Here is a 25,793-nt window from a genome sequence, read left to right as displayed (position 1 = left end):
GAGTGGAGGCGTAAATCCACGTTAAATGCGCACATGTCCGGATATTGCCGGTGTATGCGTCGTAGGTCAGGAATAGGTCAGGGCGGCCTCGGCGGCGGGGAGGGCGGCCGTCCGATCCTCGGGCACCAGGCCGATCCTGGTCCGCCGGTCCAGCAGGTCGCCGGCGTCCAGGGCGCCCTCGTGGCGCACGGCCCAGACCAGTTCCGCCCGGGTGATCCCCAGCGCCACCGGCTCGGCCAGGGCGGGGTCCTCGCGCATCAAATCGCGCAGCGCCCATGCCTCCGAGCCGTATCTGCGGGCCAGCCGCCCGGGCGCGCCCGGCCGCACCGGCCCGGCCCCGACGAGGGGCAGTCGCGCCGTACGGCTCGCGCGTGCGTGGGGGCAGGCGGCGTCGACGGCGTCCTCGGCCATCCGCCGATACGTGGTGAGCTTCCCGCCCACGACCGTCACGACGCCGTCCGGCGAGCGAAGCACGGCGTGGCGGCGGGACAGGTCGGCCGTCCGCCCGCCCGCGGAACCGGGCGCGCCGGCCGTGTCGATCAGGGGCCGCAGCCCGGCGAAGGCGCCGGCGACGTCCGCGCGGGACAGCGGCCGGTCCAGCACCGTCCCGAGGACGTCGAGCAGGTACGCGACGTCGCGCTCGGGAGCCGCGGGGACGTCGGGGACCGGGCCGTCCAGCGGTTCGTCGGTCAGCCCGGCGTAGATCCGCCCGTCGGCCTGGGGGAGCACCAGCGCGAAGCGGGCGCGCTCGCCGGGGATCGGCAGGTGCAGCCCCGCGCGCAGCGCCCCGAGGGCCCCGGTGCGCAGCACGAGGTGGGTGCCCCGCGAGGGACGCAGCGCCACCGAGGGCGTGAGCTCCCCGGCCCACACGCCGGTCGCGTTGATCACCGCGCGGGCCCGGATGTCGAACTCGTCGCCGGTCAGCTCGTCGCGCACCCGGGCGCCGTCCCCGGCGAGCGCCAGCGCCCGGCATCGGGTGAGGACGCGCGCACCGTGGGCGGCGGCCGTACGCGCCAGCGCGACGACCAGGCGGGCGTCGTCCACCACCCGGCCGTCCCACGACAGCAGCGCACCGCGCAGGCCGTCCGCGCGCAGGGGCGGGGCGAGCGCGAGCGCCCGGCCGGCCGGCAGCCGGGAGGGGCCGGGCAGCAGGCGCCGCGGCGTGTGCGCGGCGGCCCGCAGCGCGTCGCCCAGGCGGTAGCCGGCCATGGCGGCCGCGGCCCGGGCCCGGGGGACGGCCGGCGTCAGCGGCAGCAGATACGGGTGGGCGGCGACCAGGTGGGGGGCGGTGAAGCGCAGCAGGGCGTCGCGTTCCACCGCGCTCTCCCACGCCACGCCGACCTGGCCGCTCGCGAGGTAGCGCAGCCCCCCGTGGATCAGCTTGGAGCTCCACCGGGAGGTGCCGAAGGCCAGGTCGTGGGCGTCCACGGCGACCACGGAAAGCCCGCGCGAGGCGGCGTCGAGCGCGACTCCGGCCCCGGTCGCCCCCAGCCCGACCACGAGCACGTCGACGACGTCGGCACGAGCCTCGCCCAGATCCCACAGGCGCCTGGCCGCGTTCAGTGAGGAGTTCATGTCCTCTCCACTACTTGCGGATTACTCTTGAGTAACCTACCTGGAGGCGTGACGGCCATGGAAACCCCTCTCACCTCGGCGGAACCCATGCTCTGGTCGGGCTGGGGCGATCCCGCCAAGGCCGCCGAGCTGCCCGCACCGGTGCGCGGCCTGCTCACGGAGCTCCTCGGCGTCCGGGCGCCCGCCGCCCCGGCGGCGACGTTCGGGGAGGTGCGGCTGCCGCCGGTGGCGCTGCCGCCGCCCGCCCTGGCCGCGCTCGCGGCGGTGGTGGGCGACGAGCACGTACGGGCCGACGACGACGCCCGGATCCGCCACACCCGGGGCAAGTCCACCCCCGATCTGCTGCTCATGCGCGCGGGGGACGCCTCGGACGCGCCCGACGCCGTCGTGCTTCCCGGCTCGCACGACGAGGTCGCCGCCGTGCTGCGCCTGTGCGCCGAGCACCGGGTGGCCGTGGTGCCGTTCGGCGGGGGCACCTCGGTGGTCGGCGGGCTCGTGGCGACCCGGTGTGGCTCCGAGGGGGGTTTCGCGGGCGTGATCGCGCTCGATTCGGCCCGGCTCAACCGGCTCGTCTCCGTCGACCCCGTCTCCATGGTCGCCGAACTGGAGCCCGGCCTGCGCGCGCCGCAGGCCGAGCAACTGCTCGCCGCGCACGGGCTGACGCTCGGGCACTTCCCCCAGTCGTACGAGTACGCCACGCTCGGCGGGTTCGCGGCGGCCAGGTCCAGCGGGCAGGCCTCGGCCGGGTACGGCAGGTTCGACGACATGGTCGCGGGCATGACGGTCGCCACGCCCCGCGGCACCCTGGAGATCGGCCGTGCCCCAAAGTCGGCCGCCGGGCCCGACCTGCGCCAGGTGTTCCTGGGCTCCGAGGGCACGTTCGGAGTGATCACCTCGCTGCGGTTGCGGGTGCACCGCGCCCCGGCCGTCAGGGCGTACGAGGGCTGGCGGTTCGAGAGCTTCGCGGCGGGCACGGCCGCGTTGCGGCGGCTCGCGCAGCAGGAGGGTCCGTCGCCGACCGTGCTGAGGCTGTCGGACGAGACCGAGACCATGGCCGGGCTGGCGAAGCCCGCCGATCTCGGCGCGGCCGGCCGTGACTCCGGCTGCCTGCTGGTGGCGGGCTTCGAGGGCTCCCCGGCCGACGTGGCCGGCCGGCGGGACCGGGCCGCCGCCGTGCTGGTCGAGGCCGGCGGCGTGCACCTCGGACCGGAGCCGGGGGACAAATGGGCGCAGGGCCGCTTCTCCGCCCCCTACCTGCGCGACTGCCTGCTGGCCGCGGGGGCGACGGTGGAGACGCTGGAGACCGCCGGCTTCTGGTCGAACCTGCCGCGCCTGTACGAGGCCGTACGGCTGGCCCTGCACGGCGCGCTGACCTCGCCGCTGGTCATGTGTCACATCTCCCACGTCTACGCCACGGGCGCGTCGCTGTACTTCACCGTGGTGACCGCGCAGACCGGCGACCCGCTCGGGCAGTGGGCGGCGGCCAAGCGCGCGGCGAACGAGGCGATCGTGCGGGCGGGCGGCACGATCTCGCACCACCACGGCGTCGGCCGGGACCACCGGGAGGCGTACGCCGCGGAGATCGGCGACCTGGGCGGCGAGATCCTGCGCGGGATCAAGGAACGCCTCGATCCCGCCGGGATCCTCAATCCGGGTGTGCTGATCCCCGACGACTCCAGTGCCGGCCACGACGGAGCGGGCCGTGGCGGATGGCGGTCGACGGGGGCCGAGTGAAGGCCGGACGCATGGTCCGTCCGTGACCGCCCACCCGTTCCCGACGGCGAGGGCGGCCCCTCCGCGTCGCACGGAGCGCACCTCGCCGGAAGTCGTCGTCCGTGGGCTCCGGCTACGAGCTCCTCCTCCGCCTCGCGATGCACCACTTCTGGACACCGCTCAGTTCGGGCAAATCTTCTCGATCGAGGCGCTGGAAACGCCAAGATTGTTTCCATGGTCGATGTGGGCGCGGCCGCCGCGCGGGGGAAGCAGGTCTCGTCACGGGTGTCGCAGGGCGGAGCGGGCTGGGACTGCCCCGAGATCGGCACCTTCGAGGCGCTGCGGCCCACCCGGAACTCCTTCACCTGGCTGAACCCCGCGACGCTGTGGCGGTCCCGCAACGAGATCCTCGCCCAGTTGTTCGGCGACCCCTCGCCGCAGGTGCGCCGCCGCTGGGTGGCGGCGCAGCGCGATCGCGGCGCCGACCCGGACTTCCGCGTCAGGCTCGACCCGGGCGAGGAGTTCTCGTTCCTGGTGCTCGGCGACACCGGCGAGGGCGACGCCTCGCAGTACGCGGTGGTGCCCGGGCTGCTCAAGCTCGGCGCGGGCACGTCGTTCGCGGTCATCGCCAGCGACGTGATCTACCCGACCGGGTCGGGCAACGAGTATCGCGACAAGTTCTTCCGGCCGTACAAGGACTACCCCGCGCCGATCTTCGCCGTGCCCGGCAATCACGACTGGTACGACGGGCTCGGCGGCTTCATGCGGATCTTCTGCGACGCGCATCCCCTGTCGGCGGAGCAGCGGGGCTTCCGGTTGTCCCCCGACGGGCTGCGCGGACTGCTGTGGAAGAAGCCGGAGACGATCGACGAGGACGCCCTGGCCGAGGCGAGGAGGATGCGGCCCGATCCCGGCCCGGCGCTGCCGGGGCCGTACTGGGTGCTCGACACCGGACGCCTGCTGCTCGTCGGCATCGACACCGGCATCAAGGGGACCCTCGACCGGGAGCAGGGCGAGTGGCTGCGCCGGGTCTCCGCCGACCCCCGGCCGAAGATCCTGATCACCGGCAAGCCGATCTACGTCAACAACGCCTACCACCCCTGCGACATCGAGGGCGGCGGCACGGTGGACGACGTGGTCCGCGACCCGGCCCACAACTACGTCGCGGCCATCGGCGGCGACGTGCACAACTACCAGCGCTACCCGGTCCGGGCGGAGGGGCGGCTCATCCAGTACGTCGTGTCGGGGGGCGGCGGGGCGTTCATGCACGCCACGCACACGATCCCCCGGGTGGACGCGGGCGGCGTCCACGAGGACGACTTCAAGTGCTATCCGCTGCGCGGCGACTCGCTGTCGTTCTACAGCCTGCTCTACAGCAGGAGGCTCCGGATGCGGGGGCTGTACATCACGCCGGAGGAGGGGCTGGCCCTGATGTCCCGGCGGATCGGCAACACCCCGCCCCGGCCCACGCCGGGGGCGCCGATCGGCGCACGCGTGAAGTGGGCGGCCCGGCTGCTCGGCGGCTGGCCGATGCCGTTCCGCCTGCCGGTGGGGCGGGTCTTCCACCGGTACATCTCCGAACTGTCCGACTGGGACACCCCGCCCTTCTTCAAGAGCTTCCTCCACCTGTCGGTCACCGGGGACACGCTCCGGCTGCGGTGCTTCGCAGCCACGGGCTGCCTGCCGCAGGAGGAGGAGCCCCCGCTGGAGGACGAGGTCGAGATCCCGCTCTGATCCCGGAGGCCCGGCGGTCCCGGCGATCAGGGAAGTGCCGGGCGGCGCACCCGGCCCGGCCGCGCCGGGCGGGAGCAGACCGGCGGTGGGATTGTCGGTGTGGCCTGGCACGCTGGTGAGGTGCACGTTGTGGTGGCGGCCGACGCCGACGGTGGCGGGACGATCCGGGCCCTCGGCGAGCACGGGCACCGGGACGCTCTTCCGGAGTGGCTCGGGGGGCGTGCGGGGGGCGGGAGCCGCGACGGGGGGCCCTCGGTCCGGGTGCCCGATCTCGCGGCGGCCGTGCGATCGCTGGAGGCCGCCGCCAGGCCCCGCTGGGTGTGGGCCGACGCTCGCCGTGTCTACCCGGCGCTCCTGTCCGCCGGCGTACGGCTGTCGCGCTGCCATGACGTCGCGCTGACCGAGAACCTGCTGCTGGCCGCCGACGGGCGCTACGGGGAGCCCAGACAGGTCGGGGCGGCCTACGCGCGCCTGCGGGGCCTCACGGTGCCCGACGACCCGCACGAGGCGTCCGACGCGCATCAGGCGGGCGGCACGCAGGCGAGCCTGTTCGACCCGGCGCCCCCGGGGAACGCCGTCCCCGAGGCCGACATGGTCGCCGAGGTGTTCGAGGACCAGCGCTGCCGTGTCGCGCGCACGCCCGACCCCGGGCGGTTCCGCCTGCTGGTCGCGGCCGAGTCGGCCGGTGCGCTGATCGCCGCGGAGATGAGCCACGACGGCATGCCCTGGCGCGAGGACGTCCACGACGCTCTGCTGACCGATCTGCTCGGGCCCCGCCCCGCCCACGGCATGCGGCCGGTGAAGCTCCAGGCGCTGGCCGACGAGGTGTCGGCCGCCTTCGGCCACCTCGTCAACCCCGACTCCCCGCAGCAGATCGTCAGGGCGTTCAAGACCGCGGGGATCGAGGTCCCGTCCACCCGATCCCACGTGCTGAAGACGGTCGGCCATCCGGCCGTCGCGCCGCTGCTGGCGTACAAGGAACTGGCCCGTCTGTACAGCTTCCACGGCTGGACCTGGGCCGCGCAGTGGGTCAGCGGCGACCGCTTCCGGCCCGAGTACGTCGTGGGCGGGGTGGTGAGCGGCCGGTGGGCCACCAGCGGGGGCGGCGCGCTGCAGATCCCCAAGGTCATGCGCAGGGTCGTGGTGGCCGACGACGGCTGGACGCTCGTGGTGGCCGACGCCGCGCAGCTCGAACCACGGGTGCTGGCCGCGCTGTCGGGCGACCGGGGGCTCGCGCGGGCGGCCGGGGAGATCGACCTGTACGCCGCGCTGGCACAGGCGTTCGGCGGGGTCCGCGAGTCGGCCAAGATCGCCATGCTGTCCGCGATGTACGGCGGGACCAGCGGTGACGCCTCCAAGCTGCTGGCCGTCATGCGGCAGCGGTTCCCGAAGGCGTACGCGTTCGTGGAGGACGCGGCCCGCGCGGGGGAGGACGGGCGGCTGGTCCGCTCGTGGCTGGGCCGCACCTGCCCGCCTCCGTCGGAGCGGTGGCGGCGCCTGGTGGCCGGTCCCGAGGGCGCCCGGGCGGCCAGGGACCGGGGGAGGTTCACCCGCAACTTCGTCGTGCAGGCCACGGCGGCCGAGTGGGCGCTGACGCTCCTGGCGGTGCTGCGGGGGCTGCTGCCCGATACGGCGAGGCTGGTGTTCTTCCAGCACGACGAGGTGATGGTGCACTGCCCCCTCGACCTGGCGGGCGAGGTCCGCGAGGCCGTCGGCCGCGCGGCGGACGAGGCGACCCGGCTGCTGTTCGGCGACACCACGGTCCGCTTCCCGATGGAGGCGGTGGCCGTCACCTGCTACGCCGACGCCAAGTGACGGCACGCCCCCGCGGCCGGTGAACGGGCCTCAGGGGGCCTGGCGTGACATCCGGGTGACGAGAGCGGCCAGCAGCAGGCCCGGCACTCCCAGAAGGGCCAGGTAGGCCAGGATCGCGACGGCGATGCCGACGAGCTTCCGTACGCCGGCGGAGGGCGCCGTCCCGACGCCGAACGCGTCCTGGTCGCCGGAGCACGTCACCGTGTAGGTGTCCGTCTTCGGCGCGCGGATCTCGTAGAGCAGCCGCCACCTGCCGCCCTTGACGAACGGCTGGTAGTCCGCCGCCGGCCGGGCGAGCCTGACGTTCCGCCCACGGCCGTTCTCCACTTTGCACCGCGGATCGCCCGCCGCGCCGGAGACGTAGATCGCCGGCATCGGATCGGGGTTCAGCGTGACGGTCAGCGCGGAACCGTCACTGGAGGTCGAGACCCTCTCAGGCACGGCGGAGAGGGCCATGCGGACCTCGCTCACGGCGACGACGGCGATGAGCAGCCCGCAGAGGACCACCCAGACGCGCGTGGTCCGCCGTAACCAGGCGGGGTACCGCCGGGGCCGGCGCTGAGGTGTGGGACGCGCCGGCGGCGGATACGGCCTCGCCGCGCCGCGCGCGGGTCCCGCCGCGTAGGGGGCGGGGGGCGCGTAGGGGGCGGGAGTAAGGTGCGCAGGGCTCGGCGCGGGGAAGGCGGGCCGCGGACCGGGTGCGATCATCCCCGGCCCGCCGCCCGGCCGGGGACCCCCGGGCGTCCCGGCCGTGTACGGTTGCGCCATCCCCGGCGGTCCCGAAGCGCCCCGGGGTCCTGAGGCCCACGGCGGTCCCGGGGGTCCCGGAGCTCTCGGCGGTCCCGGAGCGCCGCGCGGTCCCGAAGCGCCCCGGGGTCCTGAGGCCCACGGCGGTCCCGGGGGTCCCGAACTCCACGGCGGTCCGGGAGCTCCCGGCTGTCCCGGCGTTTCAGGACCACGCGGCCCGCGCGGGCCGGGCATCCCCGGGCCGGGCCTGTCGAACGGCGGCGAATTCCGCGTCTCCGGCGACGCGGGGAGGACGCGCGTGGGGGCGCCGGGCGTGCGCACCGCCTGCGCGACGGCCGGGGGAAGCCACCTGCCCTGCTGGACGGGCGAGACGAGGTCACGGCCGCCGTCGGCCAGTTCGTTCAGCAGGGCCGACACGGTGGGCCGTCCCTCGGGTTCCTTGGCCAGGCACCGGGCCACCAGCGCCCGCGCCGCCGGCGGCAGTGCGCCGAGGTCGGGCTCCTCGTGCACGATGCGATACCACAGCCCTTGCCAGGACCCCTGTCCGAACGGCCCGGCGCCGGTCGCGGCGAACGCCAGCACCAGCCCCAGGCAGAACACGTCGCTCGCCGGTCCGACCCGGGTGCCCCTGAGCTGCTCCGGGGACATGAATCCGGGAGTTCCCATGGCGATGCCGGTCTTCGTCAGCGCGCCGCCCTCGATGGCCAGGGAGATGCCGAAGTCGATGACGCGGGGGCCGTCCCCGGCCAGCAGCACGTTGGACGGCTTGAGGTCCCGGTGCACGACTCCGGCGGCGTGGATCGACTCCAGCGCCTCCGCCAGCCCCGCGCCCAGGGCCAGGACCGAGTCCTCGGGCCACGGCCCGTGCTCGTTCACGGCGTCTTCCAGCGACATGCCCGGCACGTACGCCGTCGCGAGCCAGGGCGGCGACCCCTGCGGGTCGGCGTCGACCACTCCGGCCGTGAAGAAGCCGTTGACCTTGCGGGCCGTGGCGACCTCGCGGTCGAACCTGCGGCGGAACTCGGCGTCGCCGGCCAGCTCGGGCCGCACCACCTTCACCGCGACGGCCCGCCCGCTCCGCGAACGCCCGAGATACACCCGGCCCATCCCGCCCTCTCCCAGGCGTGCCTCGATGCGGAAGGGGCCCACCTGCCGCGGATCGTCCTCCCGCAGCGTCTCGAAGGTCCGCACCGGCACTCCTTGGGATCCGGGTTCACGCCTGGTCGATCAGGACATTCTCTCCAAGCAGCCCACAACAGGTCGCCGGGAACCGGCGCAGACGGGCACAGGGTCCGGGGCGGGCCACCGTCCGTACGGGCGCGAGACCACGCCGCCGGCCCGCCCCGGCCCCTCAGCTCCGTGCAGGCGCCGGCGTCAGGCGGGGCGGAAGGTGCTCCAGAGCGCCTGCCGTACCGGTGCGGCCGACTCGTTCCAGTCGAAGTCGGGCGAGGCGAACAGGACCGCGTAGGCGCGCCCGCCGCCCGTCTCCAGGTAGCGGATGACCGCGTGGACGGTGACCTCGCTGGCGTTGGTGTAGGTGTACTCCCAGTCGGCGGCGGGGTAGCGGTAGTTCACCTCGCGCAGCTGGATCTGGGTGTAGTCGGTGTAGTCCTTGATGTCCAGGTTCTGCTCGGCGGCCCGCAGCGCCTCCAGGCTGCCGTCCGGGATCCGCTTGATCGTGATGCTCTGCCCGCTGTCCTTCGGGCCCGTGAGCCTGACGACCCCGTCGTCGACCGTGGTGCTCCAGTCCTTCGGCACCGCCGTCGACACCCCGCCCTCGGCCACGGCGCGGTAGCCCTCGGGCACGCGTACGGCCGACAGCGGGCGCTCGGCCGACGCGGCGGCGCCGCCCGTCCCCGCGGAGGGGTCCGCCGCGGCCGCCGTGGAATCCTGCCGCGCGACCGTGGCCTCGTCGTCGTCCGGGCCGCTCGGCAGCAGCACGAGCACGATCGCGACGATCACGGCGATCACGGCCACACCGGCGACGGCCGGCAGGAGCATCGAGCGGCCCTCGCGCTCGGGGACCTCGTCGGCCCGCTCCTTGCGCCTGCGGCCCACCCGGGGCCGGTGCGGGCCGGTGGGCTCCGCGACCGGCCCGGAGTCGCCGGCCTGCGGGGAGACGGCCTGCGAGGGTGCCGCGTGCTGGGGTGCCGCGTGCTGGGGTGCCGCGTGCTGCCCGGACCGATGCGGCGGCTGCGCCGTCCCGCCCAGATCGCCGGGCATGTCACCCGGCGTGGGCGTGGGCCACATGGCCTCCTTCGGCCGCTCCGGCGCGTGCGTCGACCCCGAGGGGGACGACAACGCGTCGAAGGCCATGCCGGTGGAAGGGGGCTGCCCGAAGGCACCCAAGGGCCCGAACGCGCCCGGAGGCTCGTACGCCGGCTCGGCGGGCCGCGCCTCCACGGAACGCGCATCCACGGAACGGGGCTCCGCGGGATAGGGCTCCCCCGAGCGCGGCGCGGCGCCGGACAGGTCGTCGGCCGTGAGCGGCACGCGGACCGGGCCCGAGGGCGTCTCGATGATGCGTGAGGGCAGCGGCCCCGAGGGGATGTCGAGCGGTGGCAGCAGCCCCGCGGGCGTGGAGTCCTGCGGCGTCGGCACCGAGGCCGGCCTCCCGCCCCGGCCGGGCAGTCCGGCGCCGTGACTGTGCAGCACCCGCTCCAGCATTTCCGCGACCTGCGCGGCGGGAAGGCGGTCGGCCGGGTTCTTGCGGAGCAGGCCCTCGATGACCGGCAGCAGCGCGCCCGCCCGGCGAGGCCGGTTGGGCTCCTGCGTCAGCACCGCGCCGAGCACGGCGACCGCGTCCGGGCCCTCGTACGGCGGGCGGCCCTCCACGGCGGCGTACAGCGTCGCGCCGAAGGACCACAGGTCGGCGGCGTGCGTGATCGGGCGGCCCTGCAGGCGCTCCGGCGGGATGTACGCGGGCGAGCCCATGAGCAGCCCGGTCTGGGTGATCGTGACGTCGCCCTCGATGGCGGCGATGCCGAAGTCGGTGAGCACCACGCGGTCGGCGGTGAGCAGCACGTTGCCGGGCTTCACGTCGCGGTGGAGGATGCCGGCGGCATGGGCGTGACGCAGCGCGTCGAGCACCCGGATGCCGATCTCGGCGGCCTGCACGACCGGCAGCGGCCCGCTCTGCCGTACGGCCTGTTCGAGGGACCAGGCGCGGACGAGCTCCATGACGATCCAGGGCCGTCCGTCCTCCTCGACGACGTCGTGGACGGTGACGATGCCGGGATGGCTGAGCCGGGCGGCCGAGCGCGCCTCACGCAGCATCCGCCGGTGGGCGACCTGCGCGCCGGTGCTGTCGAGCCCGAACGGCAGGAGCAGTTCCTTGACCGCGACGTCCCGGTCGAGCAGCACGTCGTGGGCGTGCCACACCATCCCCATGCCGCCGCGGCCAACCGGGGACAACAGCCGGTAGCGGCGACCGACGAGACGTCCCTGCCCTTCGGGGGCGCCCCCCGCGGGGACGCGGCCCACAGGCCCCTGACCCTCTGGCATAGGGGGGACCATACCGAGCAGGCGATCGGTCGTCATAGACAAAGTCCCCAATTCACGCTCGTTCCGCAGGATCCCCCGAACGGACCGTGCGAATTGCATCGGATATCTGAGGTTGACGACGATATTACGGTCTGATGACGGTCAAAGGGAATTCACGCGTCGGCCAGCGCGGCGAGGGCGGCCGTGAAGGCCTCGGCCGGAGGGCTGACCAGACCCGCTCCCACCTGCCCCGTTCCGGCGATCCTGCCAGCGATGCCGGTGTTGACGACGGGCAGCAGACCGGTCCTGGCCACGAGCGCCACGTCGATGCCGGCCGGGGTGCCGCGGAAGCCGAGCGCCGGGACCTGGTACGCCGGGTGCTCGGCCACCGTGATTTCGTACATCGAGGTCGTCGCCGCCACGGCGTCGGACACCTCGCCGCCGACGAACCGGACGATCGCCGGGGCCGCCGCCATGGCGAAGCCCCCCAGGCCCGTCGTCTCGGTGATCGTGGAGTCGCCGATGTCGGGGTTGGCGTCGTCCGGGCCGTACCCGCCGAGGTAGAGGCCGTCGGGCACCCCGGCCGGGCCGGTGAACCACCGGTCGCCGAGGCCCGACACCTGTATTCCGAAATCCGTTCCATTGCGCGCCATGGCCACGACCAGGCTCGACCCGGGCACGCCGCGGGCCGCGTCGGCGCTGACTTTCGCCGCCGCCATTCCGGCGTTCAGGAAGAAATGATCATTGCCATTGATGAATCGCAGCACCTCGGCGGCGCGGTCCGGGGCAGCCTCCACGATCGCGGGCGCGACCTCGCGTACCAGCAGGGACGTCGCCGCGCGGTTGCGGTTGTGCAGCTCGTCGCCCATCTGCAGCGCCTGGGCGATGAGCGCGCGCAGGTCGAGCGGGCCGCACCGCTCCAGCGCGGCCGCCAGCACCGGCCCGAGGACCTCGCCCATCCAGCGCAGCCGATCGATCACCTCGGGCCCGTACGCGCCGTAACGCAGGACCTTGCCCAGCCCCTCGTTCAGCGAGCAGTACGCCCTGCCGCCGTGCTCGGCGTCGGCGACCTCGAGCATCCACATGGACGGGCTGACCACGCCCGCCATCGGGCCGACCGTCCGGTGATGATGACAGGAGTCGAGGGTGATCCCCGCGCCGGCGGCCAGGCGGCCCTGCGCCTCCTCGGGGGTGGCGGCCAGGCCCTCGAACAGCATGGCCCCGACGAGCGCTCCCCGCATCGGGCCGGAGGCGCGCTCCCAGGTGATCGGCGGCCCGGCGTGGAAGAACTCCCCGGCGCGCAGGCCGAGGACCGCGTGCGCCGGACGCACACCCGTCAGCATCGGCCGGGCCGACAGCATCCTTCCGGCTGCGGCGGTGTTGGCGCTCTCGCGCCGGGGGTCGGCGAGCACCCGGGCGAGCGCCGCGGAGACGCCCGGCAGCGGCGGCCGCCAGTCGACCTCCCGGCGCGGCACGGCCTGCCGGTCCAGTGCCTCGCCCAGCACCTGCGCGCCCACGGTGATGACGCGCGGCTCGCCGTACAGCATGGAGAGGGTCATGAGAACCTCCGAAGGGACTCCCGCCTTCGGACGGGGAGGGGGCGGACCCCTGCGGAGCAGGGCGGGCGGCTCGCCGCGAGGCGGGGCACGTCCGTCACCCGTCCGCCAGGAGGCGGGCGTGCCGGGCGGCCGCGGCGTTGGAGGTGAAGACCGCCGCCCCGGCCTCGTTGAGCCGGGCGGCCTGGGCGCGCAGCCCCTGCGGGTCGCCGTCGGTGCCGACGACGGCCACGACCACGGCCACGCCCCTGTCCGCCGCGTCGCGGATCGCGGGCGCGAGCCAGGAGGCCGGGTCGGGGTCGGCGCCGTGCCCGAGCACGACGTCCATCAGCACGACGCCGGAGGCGACGCCGCGCAGCGCCTCCAGGCGCAGCGCCGGGTCGATCATCGGATGGGCCCGGCCCCGGGTGAAGGAGTCGTCGCCGAAGTCGGTGAACTCGCCGGCGCCGGCGACCAGAGCCGCCTCCGCGCACAGCGTGCCGCCGGCGTAGAGCCCCCGCAGGGCCTCGCCCGGCTCCGCGGCTCCATCCCGCCCCGCAGCGCCGTCGCGCGGGACATGGGCTGCGGAGTGCGGCCGGTTCGCGGGGGCGGGCCAGGAGGGCCACTCGGGCACCTCGCGGCCGAGGGCCCGCAGCACCTTCTCCGCGGCGGTGGTGAGGTCGTCCTGCCCCGGCCCGAGCAGCGCGGTCACGACGGGCGTCGCCAGGTCGAGGTCCCGTACGGCGCGGGCCACCTCGGGCGCGGGGGGTTTGGAGATCAGCACGATCAGCTCGGTCGCGGGGTCCTCGTCGAGCGCGCGCAGCGCCTGAACGGCCGAGCGCCCGCCCACCTCGGCGGACAGGTCCCTGCCGCCCACGCCGAGCACGTGGGACACGCCGGCCCCGGCGAGGTCGAGCAGGCTCGTCACCTGCTGGGCGCCGGTCCCCGAGGCGGCCACGACGCCGACCGGCCCGGGGCGGAGCACGTTGGCGAAGCCCAGGCCCGCCCCGCCCACGACCGCGGTGCCGCAGTCGGGTCCCATCACGAGCACCCCCCTGGCCCGCGCCCGGTCCTTGAGCAGGATCTCCTGCTCGACCGGCACGTTGTCGCTGAAGATCATCACCGAGAGCCCGGCCTCCACGGCGTCGAGCGCCTCGGCGAAGGCGTGCTCGCCCGGCACGCTCACCAGCGCCAGGCTCGCCTCGAAGGCCCGTGCCGCCGACCGGACGGTGCGCGGCGGCGCGTCGCCCCGCGTCCCGCTCGCCGGCGCCCGTGCGGCGAGCTGTCGTTCGAGTTCGGCGGCGGCGTCCTCCAGCTCCCCGGGTGAGGAGGCCCGGACCGCCACCAGCAGGTCGCCGGGCGTCGCGGGCGGCACCGCGAAACCGAGATCGCGGGCGAGCCCCGTGTTGAGCTCCGTGGCCATCGCGACGACCGCGACGGCCACGCCGGGCCGTCCGGCGAGGGCCCGGCTCACCCGCATGAGCGTCACGGAGTCGCGGTATACCCCGGGGCGCACCTCGACCAGGTCGTTCACCGGCCCTCCCTTCCGGGTCGTGTCCGGCAGATCATGGCCCTGCTGCGCGCGGCCCGGACGGCGCCTCGATCCACGCTCGCGACGGGCGGCATTCGTCAGACCCTCCCGAGGGCGAGGACGGCGGACAGACCGATCTGCACGCCCCACGCCAGATCGGCGCCCGAGGTGTGGCCGAGGCGGAGCAGACGGTGCAGGGCCGGCTCCAGCGGTTGCTGCCCGGCCGCGCCGCGCAGCACCCCGGTGACCTCCGGGCTCGCCTCGCCCCTCGCGGCGCAGTGCAGCAGGGTGGCCGAGATGGGGGTGGTCCGGGTGCGGGCGTCGTAGGTGACCGCGGCGGCGAGCCAGTCCGCCAGCCAGACGGCGCGCGGGACCCCCGCCGCCGCGCCGAGATGCCGCAGCGCGACCAGCAGGCCGGCGAGCATGTCGTCGCCGCTGGGCGTCAGCCCGGGGCCGAGACCGATCAGCCGCTCGGCCGCCGTGATGCTCTCCACCAGCGAACCCGCCAGGCAGCCACGTTCGAGCAGCGCCGGGGCGCCGCCCGGGTCCAGCCCCGGCCGCCGGGGCGAGGCGGCGCGGGCGTCGCGGAGCAGGGCGAGGGCGGGCGCGAGCCGTGCCGGGCCGGCGGGGGCGAGCGGGGGAGCGGGATCCCACCAGCGGCGCACCCGGATCGACAGGCCCCCGACCTCGACGGCGCCCTCGCCGACCCAGGCGTCGTCGCCCGCCGACACCCCGTCGAGGCGCCCGGCGAGCACCACGGCGTTGGGCAGGCGGGTGGCCTCGCCCGTCACCACCGCGACGACGTGCGGCTCGGCCTCACTCCTGATCTCCAGGTAGAGCGCGAGGGGAAAAACCGCCAGCACCCTGGCCGGCCTGCGGGGCGACTCCAGCGCGGGCCGTACGGCCACGCTCGCGGCGCCGCTCACGTAGGCGGGGGCCGCCGGGGGGCGGGACGCGGGCGTCGCCGCCCGCCGCCCTCTCGGGCGCGTGCCAACACTCACCGGACCTCCCGAAGCCAGTCGTTGCCGACGCTAAGGCCCGGTCTCCCCCCTCCGTACGGAGAAAGATGCCAACAGTCGGCCGAATGCTTGGCTCTTCCTGACAGGACCGGTGGTCGTGCACAATCGGGCTGAGACGTTCCCGGGGCCCGCGTAGCGAACGAGGAGCGGTGAGCGACCGATGACCAGGGACGTCGCACCTTGATGAAGCACTGTCCGAAAGCACTGTTCGAAAGCACTGTTCGAAAGCACTGTTCGAAAGCACTGTTCGGCAAGCAGGACCGGAGACGGCATTGCAGAACGACCCGGCCCCGCCCGCGATGCGCCTGGCGAGCACGGGAACGATCCTCCACGGCGTGTCGGTGGGAGAGGTGCTCGGGGTCTCGTCGCTGGCGGACGCCCGCCTGATCGCCGGGCGGGGCGGCCTGAACCGCATCGTGCAGCGCCTCAACGTGATGGAGGTGCCCGACATCCTCGCCTGGGTGAAGCCGCACGAGCTGCTGCTCACCACGGGCTACCCGCTGCGCAACACGCCGCAGTCGCTCGACCGGCTCGTGGCCGACCTGGACGAGCGCGGCCTCGCCGCGTTGGCGATCAAGCTCGGCCGCTACCTGGACGAGCTTCCGGGGGAGATGGTCGAACAGGCCGACCGGCTGGGGTTTCCGCTGATCCTGCTGCCCAACGACGTGGGCTTCGACGACATCCTCAATCAGGTGCTCACCGACATCCTCAACCGGCAGGCGGCGATCCTCGCCCGTACGGAGGAGGCGCACCGGGCGCTCGTGCAGATCGTGCTGGCCGGGGGCGGGATGCGGGAGGTCACGGCGGAGGTGGCAGGGCTGCTGCAGGTGGCCGTGGGGGCGACCGACGCCGCCGGTCACTTCCTCGCGGCCGCCGGGGAGTCCGCGCAGGTGGCGCGGCTGCGGGAGATGAACGCGGCCCTCACGCGGACGCCGGTGGCCCCGCCCGCGGGGGGCGACGGGCACTACGCGGCCGTGCCGATCGTCGCGGGCGGGCACCATCACGGGAGGATCGCGGCCTACAGCGCCCACGGCACGCTGACCCCCAGTGACATCGGCATCCTGGAGCGCGCCGCGACCGTCGCCGCGCTGGTGATCACCAAGCAGGAGGCGGTCACCGCCGTCGAGAGCAAATACCGCGCCGACTTCCTGCGGGACGTGCTCACCGGCAGGGGCGGGCTGCGGGTGGCCGAGCGTGCCCGGGCGTTCGGCTGGGACCTGGAACGCCCGGTGAGCGTGCTGGTCGCCGAGATCGATCCGGACGCCGAGGAACGGCCGGTCCAGGACCGCATGCTGGCGGCGTGGCAGGCGTCGGTGCGCAAGCACGATCCGCGGGGCGCGGTCGCCGGGTTCTCGCACGAGGTCGTGGCGATCGTCGGGGCTGCCGCCGACCCGGCCAAGGTGGCCAGGGACGCGCTCGCGGCCGTCTCCGACGGCACGTTCTCCACCGGCCTCAGCCGGGTCGCCTCCGGAGCGGACGCCCTGCCCGGCGCGTACGGCCAGGCGCTGAAGGCCGCCCGGGTGGGCCGGCAGCTCCACGGGGCGGGCGCGGTCGCCCACTTCGACGAGCTGGGGGTCTACCGGCTGCTCTCGCTGGTGAACGACACCGACGAGCTGCACTCCTTCGTCCGCGAGACCCTGGGCCCGCTGGCGGGGGACGACGACGCCGAGAACGCCGACCTGCGCCGCACCCTGCAGGCGCTGCTGGAGACCAACCTCAACGTCGCGGAGACCGCACGCCGGCTGCACTTCCACTACAACACGCTGCGCTACCGGATCGGGAAGCTGGAGCGCATGCTGGGCAACTTCACCGAGGACGCGCATCTGCGGCTCAATCTCACCCTCGCCCTGCACGTGCTGCGCATGAGGGGTATCTAAGCTGGCGGCGTGAACGACGCGAAAGCCCCGGCCATCATCTTCGAGCTCGACGGCGACTACATCCCGCTCTGCGATCTCCTCAAGTTCTGCCAGATCACCGACAGCGGCGGGGCGGCCAAGCACCTCGTCGCGGAGGGCCGGGTGCGCGTCGACGGACGCGTGGAGCTGCGCAAGGCCTGCAAAATCCGGGCGGGCCAGGTCGTCACCGGCGATGGGTACACGATCCGTGTGGTATGACGCCCCAGAGCGCACCGGTTTGGCAGATCATGCCAATGTCTGTCGCGCACGCCAGTCCTAAAGTGCCCCAAACGGTCTAGAAGCGCCGCGGAGGGACGCCTGGGGGGTGCCTGCCGGCCCACGGCCCATGAGCAAGAGGGGCGTACATGGCTTTCAGATGGACAGTCCACGGCGACGGGAAAGGCCTCGCGCCCGGAGACGTCGTCAGGCCCGGCGAGAGGCTGAGCTGGCCGCGCATGGTCGGCATCGGCGCCCAGCACGTGATCGCCATGTTCGGCGCGACCTTCGTGTTCCCCCTCGTCATGGGACTGGACCCGAACACGGCCGTGATGATGTCGGGCGTCGCGACGATCCTGTTCCTGCTCTTCACGCAGGGGCGGATCCCCAGCTACCTCGGCACGTCGGCGTCGTTCGTCGGCGGCGTGGTGGCCGTGCGGGCGGCGTTCGGCGGCGACACCCCGGCGGCCGACCAGGTCGTGACCGGGGCGATCCTCGTCGCCGGCCTGGTGCTCGCTCTGTGCGGCGTGGCGATCCACGTGCTCGGCGTGCAGATCATCCACCGCGTCTTCCCGCCGGTCGTGACCGGCGCGGTGGTCATGCTGATCGGCTTCGGCCTGGCGTACGTGGTGGCCGACGTCTACTGGCCGCAGGACCCGTGGATCGCCCTGATCACGATGATCGCGACGTTCGTGTTCATCGTGGTGTTCCGCGGCTTCCTCGGCCGGATCGGCGTGCTGCTCGGGCTGGTCTTCGGGTTCGTGCTGTCCTGGCTCGCCGACGAGGTCTTCGGGAACATCACCGCCTACAACGCGGGCACCGGGAAGATCGACACCCACCCCCGGGTGAGCTTCCAGGCCGTCGCCGACGCCGACTGGATCGGGCTGCCGCACTTCCACGCCCCGTCGTTCCAGGCGTCGGCCGTGCTGGTCGTGCTGCCCGCCGTGATCGCCCTGATCGCGGAGAACGTCGGCCACGTCAAGGCGGTGGGCCAGATGACCGGCGCCGACGTCGAGCCCCAGATGGGCAGGGCGGTCATCGCCGACGGCGTCGGCACCGTGGTCGCGACCGCCGTCGGCGGCTCGCCCACCACGACGTACGCCGAGAACATCGGCGTCATGGCCGCCACGCGGGTCTACTCGACGGCCGCCTACTACATCGCCGCGGTCATCGCGATCCTGTTCGGCCTGTGCCCGAAGTTCGGCGCGCTGATCGCCGCCACGCCCGGCGGCGTGCTCGGCGGCGTCACGGTCATCCTGTACGGCATGATCGGGCTGCTCGGCGCGAAGATCTGGGTGGAGAACCGGGTGGACTTCGCCGACCCGGTCAACATGGTGCCGATCGGCGCGGGGATCATCCTCGCGATCGGGCCGGTCACCCATCAGATCACCGGCGACTTCTCGCTCGCCGGGATCGCGCTCGGCACGATCGTGGTGCTCGCCGGCTATCACCTGCTGCGGGCCATCGCGCGCAGACCAGCGAAGGAGGTCACGGGTGGGGAGATCGGGTTCGAACGCGACCCGGCAGTCTGACGGGCACGGGCCGGACACGCCGCCGTCGCACGGGGCGTCGCACGGGCCGTCGCACGGGCCGTCGCATTGGCCGGCGTACGGCGGCCGTGCGGCCCCGGGGGCGGGGCCGAGGACGCGGACGCGCCGGAAGACCTGGCGGACCATCCGGTGAAGCCGCCCCCGTTCGATTACCACGGCCCGGCGGCCCTCGGCGAGGCGCTCGAGGTCCTCGCCGAGGCCGGGCCCGACGGGAAGGTGCTGGCGGGTGGCCAGAGCCTGATCCCGCTGCTCAACATGCGGCTGGCCGCGCCCGCCCAGATCGTCGACGTGAACCGCGTGCCCGGCCTGGACGGGATCGAGGCCGGGCCGTCCGGAGTACGCGTCGGGGCCCTGGCCCGGCACGCCGCCGTGGAGCGTTCGCCCGAGGCCGCGGCCGTGCAGCCGCTGCTGCGGCAGGCGTTGCGGCTGGTCGCCCACCCCGTGATCCGCAACCGCGGCACGGTGGTGGGCAGCCTCGTCCACGCCGACCCCGCCGCCGAGATGCCCGCCGTCCTCGCCCTGCTCGGCGGGTCCGTACGGCTGGCGCGGCGGGGCGGGGAGCGGGAGGTGCCGGCCGCGGAGTTCTTCACCGGACCGATGGAGTCGGCCCCGCGTCCCGGCGAACTGGCCGTCTCGGCGTTCTTCCCGGCGCTGCCCGCCCGGTCGGGCACGGCCTTCCACGAGGTGGCGCGGCGGCACGGCGACTACGCGGTGGCCGGGGTGGCCGCCGCCGTCACCCTGGACGAGGACTACCGGATCGCCGCCGCCCGCGTCGCCTGCGTGAGCGTGGGACCGGTCCCGGCGGTCGTGGACGTGACCGCGGCCTGCGGCCCGCGTCCGGCCGCCTCGGCCGGCTGGGAGACCGTTGCGGCCGCCGTACGGGACCGGATCGATCCGGAGGGCGACATCCACGCGACGGCGGACTACCGGCGGCACCTCACGGGGGTGCTCGCCGTACGGGCGCTGCGGGAGGCCGCCCGCGCGGCACGCGGGGAGGAAGCGTGAACGAGACACGCCACACGGTGACGCTGACGGTCAACGGGGTCGTGCGGGAGGCGACGGTGCCCGGGCGGCGGCTGCTGTCCGACTGCCTGCGCCACGACCTCGGCCTCACCGGCACCCACGTGGGCTGCGAGCACGGCGTCTGCGGCGCCTGCACGGTGCTGCTGGACGGCGAGCCGGTGCGGTCGTGCCTCACGTTCGCCGTCACGGTGGACGGCCACGAGATCACGACGGTGGAGGGGCTGGCGCGCGAGGGCGAGCTGTCGCCGGTCCAGCGGGCCTTCACCGAGTGCCACGCCCTGCAGTGCGGGTTCTGCACGCCGGGGTTCCTGTGCACGGTCACCGCGTTCCTGCGGGACAATCCCGCACCGACCGAGGAGGAGGCGCTGGAGGCCGTGGCGGGCAACCTGTGCCGGTGCACCGGCTATCAGAACATCCTCAAGGCGGTCCACCGCGCAGCGGAGATCCAGGCGGAGGGCGGGGCATGACGACCAGGCTGTTCGGCGAGCCGGTCCGGCGGCGCGAGGACGCCCGGCTGATCGTCGGGCAGGGGCGCTACCTCGACGACCTGGGCGCGGACGCGCTGGCCGCCGCGTTCGTCCGGTCGCCGCACGCCCACGCGCGGATCCTCGACATCGACGTGTCGGCCGCCCTCGACGTCGAGGGCCTGGTCGCGATCTACACGTGGGAGGACCTGCCGGGCGCGCTGGCCGAGCCGCTGCCGCTGCTGATCCCGCATCCCGCGCTCACCCACGGCCGTACGGCGTACCCGCTGGCCCGGGAGATCGTCCGGCACGTCGGCGAGCCGGTCGTGATGGTCGTCGCCCGCGACCGCTACCTCGCCGAGGACGCCTGCGCCCTGATCCGGGTCGACTACGAGATCCTCAAGCCCGTCGTGGGCATCGAGGAGGCCGTGCGCGGCGTTCACCTCGTGCACGAGGACGTGCCGGGCAACGTCGGCGCGCACCTCGTCCAGGAGGTGCCGGGGCCCGGCGGCGTGACCGCGAGGGAGGCGATCGAGGCCGCCCCGCATCGGCTGGAGTTCCGGCTCGACGTCGAGCGCAGCGCGTGCACGCCGCTGGAGGGCAAGGGCGTGTACGCCCGCTGGGACGCCGACGACCAGTCGTTGCGGGTCTACTCCTCCACCCAGTCGTCCACCAGCGTGCGGATGGCGATCGCGGCCAAGCTCGGGCTGCCGCTGCCCAAGGTGGAGGTCATCGCGCCGGACGTGGGCGGCGGGTTCGGCGTCAAGATCGTGCATCCGTGGCCCGAGGAGGTCCTCGTCCCGTGGGCGGCCCGCCTGCTCGGCCGCGAGGTGAAGTGGGCCGAGGACCGGCGCGAGCACTTCGTCTCGTCGTCGCACGAGCGCGGCCAGGTCCAGCACGTGCGGGCCGGGTTCGACGACGACGGGCGCGTCCTCGGCCTCGAGGTCGAGATCCTGCACGACCACGGCGCCTACACGCCGTACGGGATCATCGTGCCGATCATCACCTCGACCCAGCTGCTCGGGCCGTACAAGGTGGGGGCCTACCGGGTCGAGTTCTCCTCGATCTACACCAACACCGTCCAGGTCACGCCCTACCGGGGCGCGGGCCGCCCGCAGGGCGTGTTCTGCATGGAGCGGACGATGGACCGCATCGCCGCCCACCTCGGCAGGGACCGCACCGAGGTCCGCGCGGCCAACTTCATCCAGCCGGACGAGTTCCCGTACGACCAGGGGCTGACGTTCCAGGACGGGCGGCCGCTGATCTACGACAGCGGCGACTACCCCGAGGCGCTGCGCATGCTCAAGGAGCTGATCGGCTGGGACTCCTTCCCCGAGACGAAGGCCCGGGCGGCGGCCGAGGGACGCAGGATCGGCATCGGCGTCGGCTGCTACGTCGAGGGCACCGGAGTCGGCCCGTACGAGGGCGGGCACGTGCAGATCACCTCGGACGGCCGGGTGCACGTCTCGACCGGCCTGACCTCGCAGGGACAGGGCCACGAGACCGTGTTCGCGCAGATCGCGGCCACCGAGCTCGGCGTGCCGATCGAGAAGGTGTCGGTCGTCACCGGCGACACCCGGCGCTTCGGATACGCCGTGGGCACCTTCGCCTCACGGGCGGCCGTGATGAGCGGCAACGCGATCGCGCTCGCCTGCCGCAAGGTCAGGGAGAAGGCGCTGCGGATCGCGGCGGAGGCGCTGGAGGCCGACCCGCGCGACCTGGAGATCACCGACGGGACGGTCCACGTCGCCGGCGTGCCGTCGGCGTCGATCCCGCTGGCGACCGTCGCCGTGCTGTCCAACCCGCTGCGGTACGCCTTCGACGAGGAGGCCAAGCGGGCCACCCAGTTCGCCGGGCACGCCTCCGACGACCGGCCGCCGGTGGCCGAGGGGGAGGAGCCGGGCCTGGAGGGCCGGGACTACTATTCGCCGATCAGGTCGACCTTCGCGGCCGGCATGCACGCCGCGATCGTGGAGACCGACCCGGACACCGCGGAGATCCGGATCCTGCGCTACGCCGTCGTCCACGACTGCGGCAGGCTGATCAACCCGATGATCGTCGAAGGGCAGATCCACGGCGGGGTCGCCCAGGGCGTCGGCGGGGCGCTGTACGAGAAGATGGTCTACGACGAGCACGGCCAGTTGCTGAACGCCTCGTTCATGGACTTCCTGATGCCGTACGCCACGGAGGTGCCGCGCATCGAGACGGCCCACCTGGAGACGCCGTCGCCGCTGAACCCGCTCGGGATCAAGGGCGCGGGGGAGGCCGGCGTGATCCCGGTCTCGGCCGTCATCGCCTCCGCGGTCGAGGACGCCGAGGGCATCCCGATCACCCGTATGCCCATCTCTCCCTCCGACCTCCACCACCTGCGGCAGTCTCGGTGATCGGGTCAGAGTGCCGGGGTCACGTCCGTGTGAACGAAGTCGTCGCCCTTGAACAGCAGCGGTTCCTGGCACTCTCTCGCAAGCGCGTAGGAGAAGCAGTCGCCGAAGTTCAGTCCGGCCTTGTGCCCGCTGCCCCTGCCGTAATCCCAGTAGGCCCGGCGCGCAGTCCGAGCCTGATCAGGTGTCACCGGCATGATCTGCACTTTTATCCGGAGGAGGAGGTCATCCAGAAGCCGTGAGGCGGCGGGGTCGCGGGCGCGTTCGACCACCGCCGCCAACTCGATGTAGGTCCCCGCCGACATCCGTCGCGTCGGTGCGTCCCTGATGGCTCTGGCCAGGTCGACGGCGTCCGGCTCTCCGTTGAGGATCGCGACGATCGCGCTGGTGTCGATGATCACGACGGAAGGCCGGTCGCAGGGTCGTAGAGGAAGTCGCTGGACAGCTCAAGCTCACCTACTCGTGAGCGAATCCTCGCGGCGAGCGCGAGGATGTCGTCTTCCATCGCGACGTCCTCGGTCTGCTGGAGCTTCGCGAGCAGCCGCTCGTGCCGCTCCCGCAGGGCGGAAATAACAGCGGCGGTCTTGCTCTCGCCGGTAAGCGCCCCGATCTCGGCCGCCAGCCGCTCGGCCTCGGGATTCTTGATGTTCAAGCTCACGGCCATCCCTTTCTGCCCTGTCTACCTAAGGACTCTACCCTTTCTGTCGTTCCTCGATCAGGACACTTGGGCGGTGAGGCGCTTGCGGAAGACCCAGTAGGTCCAGGCCTGGTAGGCGATGACGCCCGGCAGGGCGATCAGGCCGATCCAGGTGAGGACGGTCAGCGTGTACGGCGCGGAGGCCGCCTCGGCCAGCGTGAGCCCGGGCAGGGGAGCGGTCCACAGCACGCCGAAGACGGTGGCCGTCGTCGCGGCGATGGCCGTGGCGGTCGCGGTGAAGGCCCAGCCCTCCCGGCGGCCCCACACCAGCGTCACCCCGGCCGCCAGCGCCGCCGCGGCGAGCAGGGCCGTCCCCAGCGTCCACATCGGTCCCTTGCCGGGTACGGACGGCAGCGTGCCGATCGCGACCGGCACCGCGCCGACGGCCGCGAGCAGCGCGGCGCGGCGGGCGCGGGCGCGGACCGCGCCGGTCGTCTTGAGCGCCACGAAAACCGCGCCGTGCAGCACGGCCACCGACAGCGACAGGGCCCCGCCGAGCACGGTCGCCAGCGCCGTGCCGAACAGCAGGTTGCCGAAGATCGCCCCCCACAGGAACGCCGGGAGCACGCTGCCGGTGACGATCCCGGCGTCGCACAGCGCGACCTCGCGCCGGGAGTGGACCTTCCCCCGCCACTCCAGGCCAACGCCGCGGACGATCAGACCGGCGATGACGAGGAAGACCGCCAGGTAGAAGCCGCTCAGCAGGCCGGAGTACCACGCCGGGAAGGCGGCGAACATCGCCCCGATCGCGGTGATCAGCCACACCTCGTTGCCGTCCCAGACCGGCCCGATGGTGCCGAGCACCTGCTTGCGGTCGGCCTCCGACCGCGACAGCAGCGGCAGCAGCGCGCCCACGCCGAAGTCGAACCCCTCCAGGACGAAGTAACCCGTCCAGAGGAACGCGATCACGATGAACCAGAAGGTCGTCATATCGTGACTCCTCAGTACATGAGCGTCGGCGTGAGCCGCGCCTCGTCGGGGCGGGCGGGAACGGCCTCGGCGGGCGCGCTCTCGACCGGCGGCAGCTCCGGGCCCGCCTTGACGTGCCGCACCAGCAGCACGCCCTCGGCCAGCGCCAGCACGCCGTACAGGACCGTGAAGACCGCGAGGGTGATCGCGACCTCGCCGAGCGAGACGCCGGGCGACACGCTGGCGGCCGTCATCAGCTCGCCCTGGACGGTCCACGGCTGGCGGCCGATCTCGCTGAGCAGCCATCCGGCGACGATGGCGACGGTGGGCAACGGGAGCGCCAGCACACACACGCGGGCGAACCAGTCCGGCACCGGCTTCGGCGCGCCGCCGCGCTGCCGCCGGGGCCGGCGGGTCAGCCACAGGCCGAGCGCGGACAGGCCCACCGTGGCCATGCCGAAGCCGATCATCACGCGGAACGACCAGAAGACGACCGGCACGTTGGGGGTGTAGTCGGCCGGTCCGAAGGTCTTCTCGTACCGCGCCTGGATGTCGTCGACGCCCTGGACCGTCGCGCCGGGGTCGTGTGCGGCGAGCAGGCTGAGCAGACCCGGCACCTCGACGCCGGGGGCGATCGAGAACGGCGCCCCGGCGGTGTCGTGGCGCAGGCCCTCCGCCGCGGCGAGCTTCATCGGCTGCTGCTCGCGCAGCAACTGGCCGGACAGGTCGCCGCTGCCGGCGACGACGGCCCCCGCGATCGCCGTCATGACGAGCGCGGCGCGCAGGCTGGTCCGCCACATGTCCGGGAGGCGACGCATCGGCGTGGTGGCGTCTCCCGCGGCCGTACGGATCCGGAGGCCGGGCCGCAGGCCGAGACCGCGCTCGCGCAGGATGCGGTAGCCCGCGACGGCGATCACGAACCCGCCCGCCACGACGAACGAGGCGGCGACCACGTGCGGCACCTGGGCGAGGGCCGTCGAGTTGGTCAGCACCGCCCACAGGTCGGTCATCCTCGCCCTGCCGTTCACGACCTCGTAGCCGACCGGGTGCTTCATCCAGGCGTTGGCCGCGAGGATGAAGTACGCCGACAGGTTGGAGCCGATGACGGCGGCCCACAGGCAGGCGAGGTGGATCCGCTTGGGCAGCCGGTCCCAGCCGAAGATCCACAACCCCAGGAACGTCGACTCCAGGAAGAACGCGAGCAAAGCCTCCAGAGCCAGCGGCGCGCCGAACACGTCGCCGACGAAGGTCGAGTACTCGCTCCAGTTCATTCCGAACTGGAACTCCTGGACGATGCCGGTGACCACGCCCATCGCGAAGTTGATCAGAAAGAGCTTGCCGAAGAACTTCGTGAGCCTGAGGTAGTGCTCCTTGCCCGTCAGGTGCCAGGCGGTCTGGAGCCCGGCGACGTAGACGCCGAGCCCGATCGTCAGAGGTACGAAGAGAAAGTGGTACACGGTGGTCACCCCGAACTGCCACCGTGCCAGGTCAAGCGCGTCCATGTCT

General features: G+C 73.7%; 19 protein-coding genes. 9 read left to right on the top strand and 10 right to left on the bottom strand.

Annotated features, from left to right (window positions below; all coding sequences use genetic code 11):
* Window positions 1-66: 66 nt before the first annotated feature.
* Window positions 67-1,575 carry a glycerol-3-phosphate dehydrogenase/oxidase gene (locus tag ACQPZZ_RS27505; RefSeq protein ID WP_432923763.1) on the bottom strand — a complete coding sequence of 503 codons (1,509 nt, stop codon included), beginning with the start codon at window positions 1,573-1,575 and terminating at the stop codon, window positions 67-69.
* 57 nt (window positions 1,576-1,632) lie between these two features.
* Here ACQPZZ_RS27505 and ACQPZZ_RS27500 point away from each other — a divergent pair, with 57 nt between their 5' ends.
* From ACQPZZ_RS27500 to ACQPZZ_RS27490, 3 genes are all read left to right on the top strand, one after another.
* The gene (locus ACQPZZ_RS27500; RefSeq protein WP_432923761.1) at window positions 1,633-3,309 is read left to right on the top strand and encodes an FAD-binding oxidoreductase; all 1,677 of its coding nucleotides are present in this window, start codon (window positions 1,633-1,635) and stop codon (window positions 3,307-3,309) included.
* A 213-nt stretch (window positions 3,310-3,522) separates the two neighbouring features.
* A complete protein-coding gene (locus ACQPZZ_RS27495) occupies window positions 3,523-5,022 on the top strand; it encodes a metallophosphoesterase family protein (RefSeq protein WP_432923759.1) in 1,500 nt (499 codons plus the stop codon).
* A gap of 120 nt (window positions 5,023-5,142) precedes the next feature.
* Window positions 5,143-6,837: a bifunctional 3'-5' exonuclease/DNA polymerase gene (locus tag ACQPZZ_RS27490; RefSeq protein ID WP_432923757.1), complete on the top strand. Its 1,695-nt coding sequence runs from the start codon at window positions 5,143-5,145 to the stop codon at window positions 6,835-6,837.
* A gap of 30 nt (window positions 6,838-6,867) precedes the next feature.
* Here the strand turns inward: ACQPZZ_RS27490 and ACQPZZ_RS27485 are convergent, their stop codons facing one another.
* The 5 genes from ACQPZZ_RS27485 to ACQPZZ_RS27465 form a co-directional block, all read right to left on the bottom strand.
* Window positions 6,868-8,775: a serine/threonine-protein kinase gene (locus tag ACQPZZ_RS27485; RefSeq protein ID WP_432923755.1), complete on the bottom strand. Its 1,908-nt coding sequence runs from the start codon at window positions 8,773-8,775 to the stop codon at window positions 6,868-6,870.
* 183 nt (window positions 8,776-8,958) lie between these two features.
* A complete protein-coding gene (locus ACQPZZ_RS27480) occupies window positions 8,959-11,088 on the bottom strand; it encodes a protein kinase domain-containing protein (RefSeq protein ID WP_432923753.1) in 2,130 nt (709 codons plus the stop codon).
* A 152-nt stretch (window positions 11,089-11,240) separates the two neighbouring features.
* The gene (locus ACQPZZ_RS27475) at window positions 11,241-12,626 is read right to left on the bottom strand and encodes a DUF1116 domain-containing protein (protein WP_432923751.1); all 1,386 of its coding nucleotides are present in this window, start codon (window positions 12,624-12,626) and stop codon (window positions 11,241-11,243) included.
* Window positions 12,627-12,720: 94 nt separating this feature from the next.
* Complete coding sequence (locus tag ACQPZZ_RS27470; protein ID WP_432923749.1) at window positions 12,721-14,136, bottom strand: FdrA family protein; 1,416 nt, start codon at window positions 14,134-14,136, stop codon at window positions 12,721-12,723.
* Window positions 14,137-14,231: 95 nt separating this feature from the next.
* A complete protein-coding gene (locus tag ACQPZZ_RS27465) occupies window positions 14,232-15,134 on the bottom strand; it encodes a DUF2877 domain-containing protein (RefSeq protein ID WP_432923747.1) in 903 nt (300 codons plus the stop codon).
* Window positions 15,135-15,451: 317 nt separating this feature from the next.
* Here ACQPZZ_RS27465 and ACQPZZ_RS27460 point away from each other — a divergent pair, with 317 nt between their 5' ends.
* From ACQPZZ_RS27460 to cutA, 6 genes are all read left to right on the top strand, one after another.
* Complete coding sequence (locus ACQPZZ_RS27460; protein WP_432934567.1) at window positions 15,452-17,029, top strand: PucR family transcriptional regulator; 1,578 nt, start codon at window positions 15,452-15,454, stop codon at window positions 17,027-17,029.
* A 9-nt stretch (window positions 17,030-17,038) separates the two neighbouring features.
* Window positions 17,039-17,266 (top strand): RNA-binding S4 domain-containing protein, encoded by a 228-nt coding sequence (locus tag ACQPZZ_RS27455; protein WP_363638750.1) that lies wholly within the window; start codon window positions 17,039-17,041, stop codon window positions 17,264-17,266.
* Window positions 17,267-17,412: 146 nt separating this feature from the next.
* On the top strand, window positions 17,413-18,795 hold the full coding sequence (locus tag ACQPZZ_RS27450; RefSeq protein WP_432923745.1) for a uracil-xanthine permease family protein: 1,383 nt from the start codon (window positions 17,413-17,415) through the stop codon (window positions 18,793-18,795).
* A 147-nt stretch (window positions 18,796-18,942) separates the two neighbouring features.
* Window positions 18,943-19,818 (top strand): FAD binding domain-containing protein, encoded by an 876-nt coding sequence (locus ACQPZZ_RS27445; RefSeq protein WP_432923743.1) that lies wholly within the window; start codon window positions 18,943-18,945, stop codon window positions 19,816-19,818.
* The gene (locus ACQPZZ_RS27440; RefSeq protein ID WP_432923741.1) at window positions 19,815-20,303 is read left to right on the top strand and encodes a (2Fe-2S)-binding protein; all 489 of its coding nucleotides are present in this window, start codon (window positions 19,815-19,817) and stop codon (window positions 20,301-20,303) included. Before ACQPZZ_RS27445 ends, ACQPZZ_RS27440 begins: the two co-directional genes overlap by 4 nt.
* Entirely contained in the window at window positions 20,300-22,684 is a 2,385-nt protein-coding gene (gene cutA / locus ACQPZZ_RS27435) for an aerobic carbon-monoxide dehydrogenase large subunit (protein WP_432923739.1), read from the top strand. The genes ACQPZZ_RS27440 and cutA overlap by 4 nt, the downstream gene beginning before the upstream one ends.
* A gap of 5 nt (window positions 22,685-22,689) precedes the next feature.
* Here the strand turns inward: cutA and ACQPZZ_RS27430 are convergent, their stop codons facing one another.
* Genes ACQPZZ_RS27430 through ACQPZZ_RS27415 form a run of 4 tightly spaced genes read right to left on the bottom strand, consistent with a single transcriptional unit; the run spans window position 22,690 to window position 25,789 of the window.
* Window positions 22,690-23,082 carry a type II toxin-antitoxin system VapC family toxin gene (locus tag ACQPZZ_RS27430; protein WP_432923738.1) on the bottom strand — a complete coding sequence of 131 codons (393 nt, stop codon included), beginning with the start codon at window positions 23,080-23,082 and terminating at the stop codon, window positions 22,690-22,692.
* On the bottom strand, window positions 23,079-23,339 hold the full coding sequence (locus ACQPZZ_RS27425) for a type II toxin-antitoxin system VapB family antitoxin (protein WP_432923736.1): 261 nt from the start codon (window positions 23,337-23,339) through the stop codon (window positions 23,079-23,081). Before ACQPZZ_RS27425 ends, ACQPZZ_RS27430 begins: the two co-directional genes overlap by 4 nt.
* Before the next feature lie 57 nt (window positions 23,340-23,396).
* On the bottom strand, window positions 23,397-24,308 hold the full coding sequence (cydB, locus tag ACQPZZ_RS27420; protein WP_432923734.1) for a cytochrome d ubiquinol oxidase subunit II: 912 nt from the start codon (window positions 24,306-24,308) through the stop codon (window positions 23,397-23,399).
* An 11-nt stretch (window positions 24,309-24,319) separates the two neighbouring features.
* The gene (locus ACQPZZ_RS27415) at window positions 24,320-25,789 is read right to left on the bottom strand and encodes a cytochrome ubiquinol oxidase subunit I (protein ID WP_363638768.1); all 1,470 of its coding nucleotides are present in this window, start codon (window positions 25,787-25,789) and stop codon (window positions 24,320-24,322) included.
* Window positions 25,790-25,793: the final 4 nt, after the last annotated feature.

Source organism: Microbispora sp. CA-135349, from assembly GCF_050947365.1.
In the GTDB taxonomy this organism is placed as follows: Bacteria; Actinomycetota; Actinomycetes; order Streptosporangiales; family Streptosporangiaceae; genus Microbispora.
This window is presented reverse-complemented; position numbering and strand designations above follow the sequence as displayed.

Coding starts and splice junctions, on each gene's coding strand:
- ACQPZZ_RS27480 (WP_432923753.1), bottom strand. CDS start 11,088: ATGCCAGAGGGTCAGGGGCCTGTGGGCCGCGTCCCCGCGGGGGGCGCC.
- cutA (WP_432923739.1), top strand. CDS start 20,300: ATGACGACCAGGCTGTTCGGCGAGCCGGTCCGGCGGCGCGAGGACGCC.
- ACQPZZ_RS27460 (WP_432934567.1), top strand. CDS start 15,452: ATGCGCCTGGCGAGCACGGGAACGATCCTCCACGGCGTGTCGGTGGGA.
- cydB (WP_432923734.1), bottom strand. CDS start 24,308: ATGACGACCTTCTGGTTCATCGTGATCGCGTTCCTCTGGACGGGTTAC.
- ACQPZZ_RS27415 (WP_363638768.1), bottom strand. CDS start 25,789: ATGGACGCGCTTGACCTGGCACGGTGGCAGTTCGGGGTGACCACCGTG.
- ACQPZZ_RS27450 (WP_432923745.1), top strand. CDS start 17,413: ATGGCTTTCAGATGGACAGTCCACGGCGACGGGAAAGGCCTCGCGCCC.
- ACQPZZ_RS27500 (WP_432923761.1), top strand. CDS start 1,633: ATGGAAACCCCTCTCACCTCGGCGGAACCCATGCTCTGGTCGGGCTGG.
- ACQPZZ_RS27505 (WP_432923763.1), bottom strand. CDS start 1,575: ATGAACTCCTCACTGAACGCGGCCAGGCGCCTGTGGGATCTGGGCGAG.
- ACQPZZ_RS27475 (WP_432923751.1), bottom strand. CDS start 12,626: ATGACCCTCTCCATGCTGTACGGCGAGCCGCGCGTCATCACCGTGGGC.
- ACQPZZ_RS27495 (WP_432923759.1), top strand. CDS start 3,523: ATGGTCGATGTGGGCGCGGCCGCCGCGCGGGGGAAGCAGGTCTCGTCA.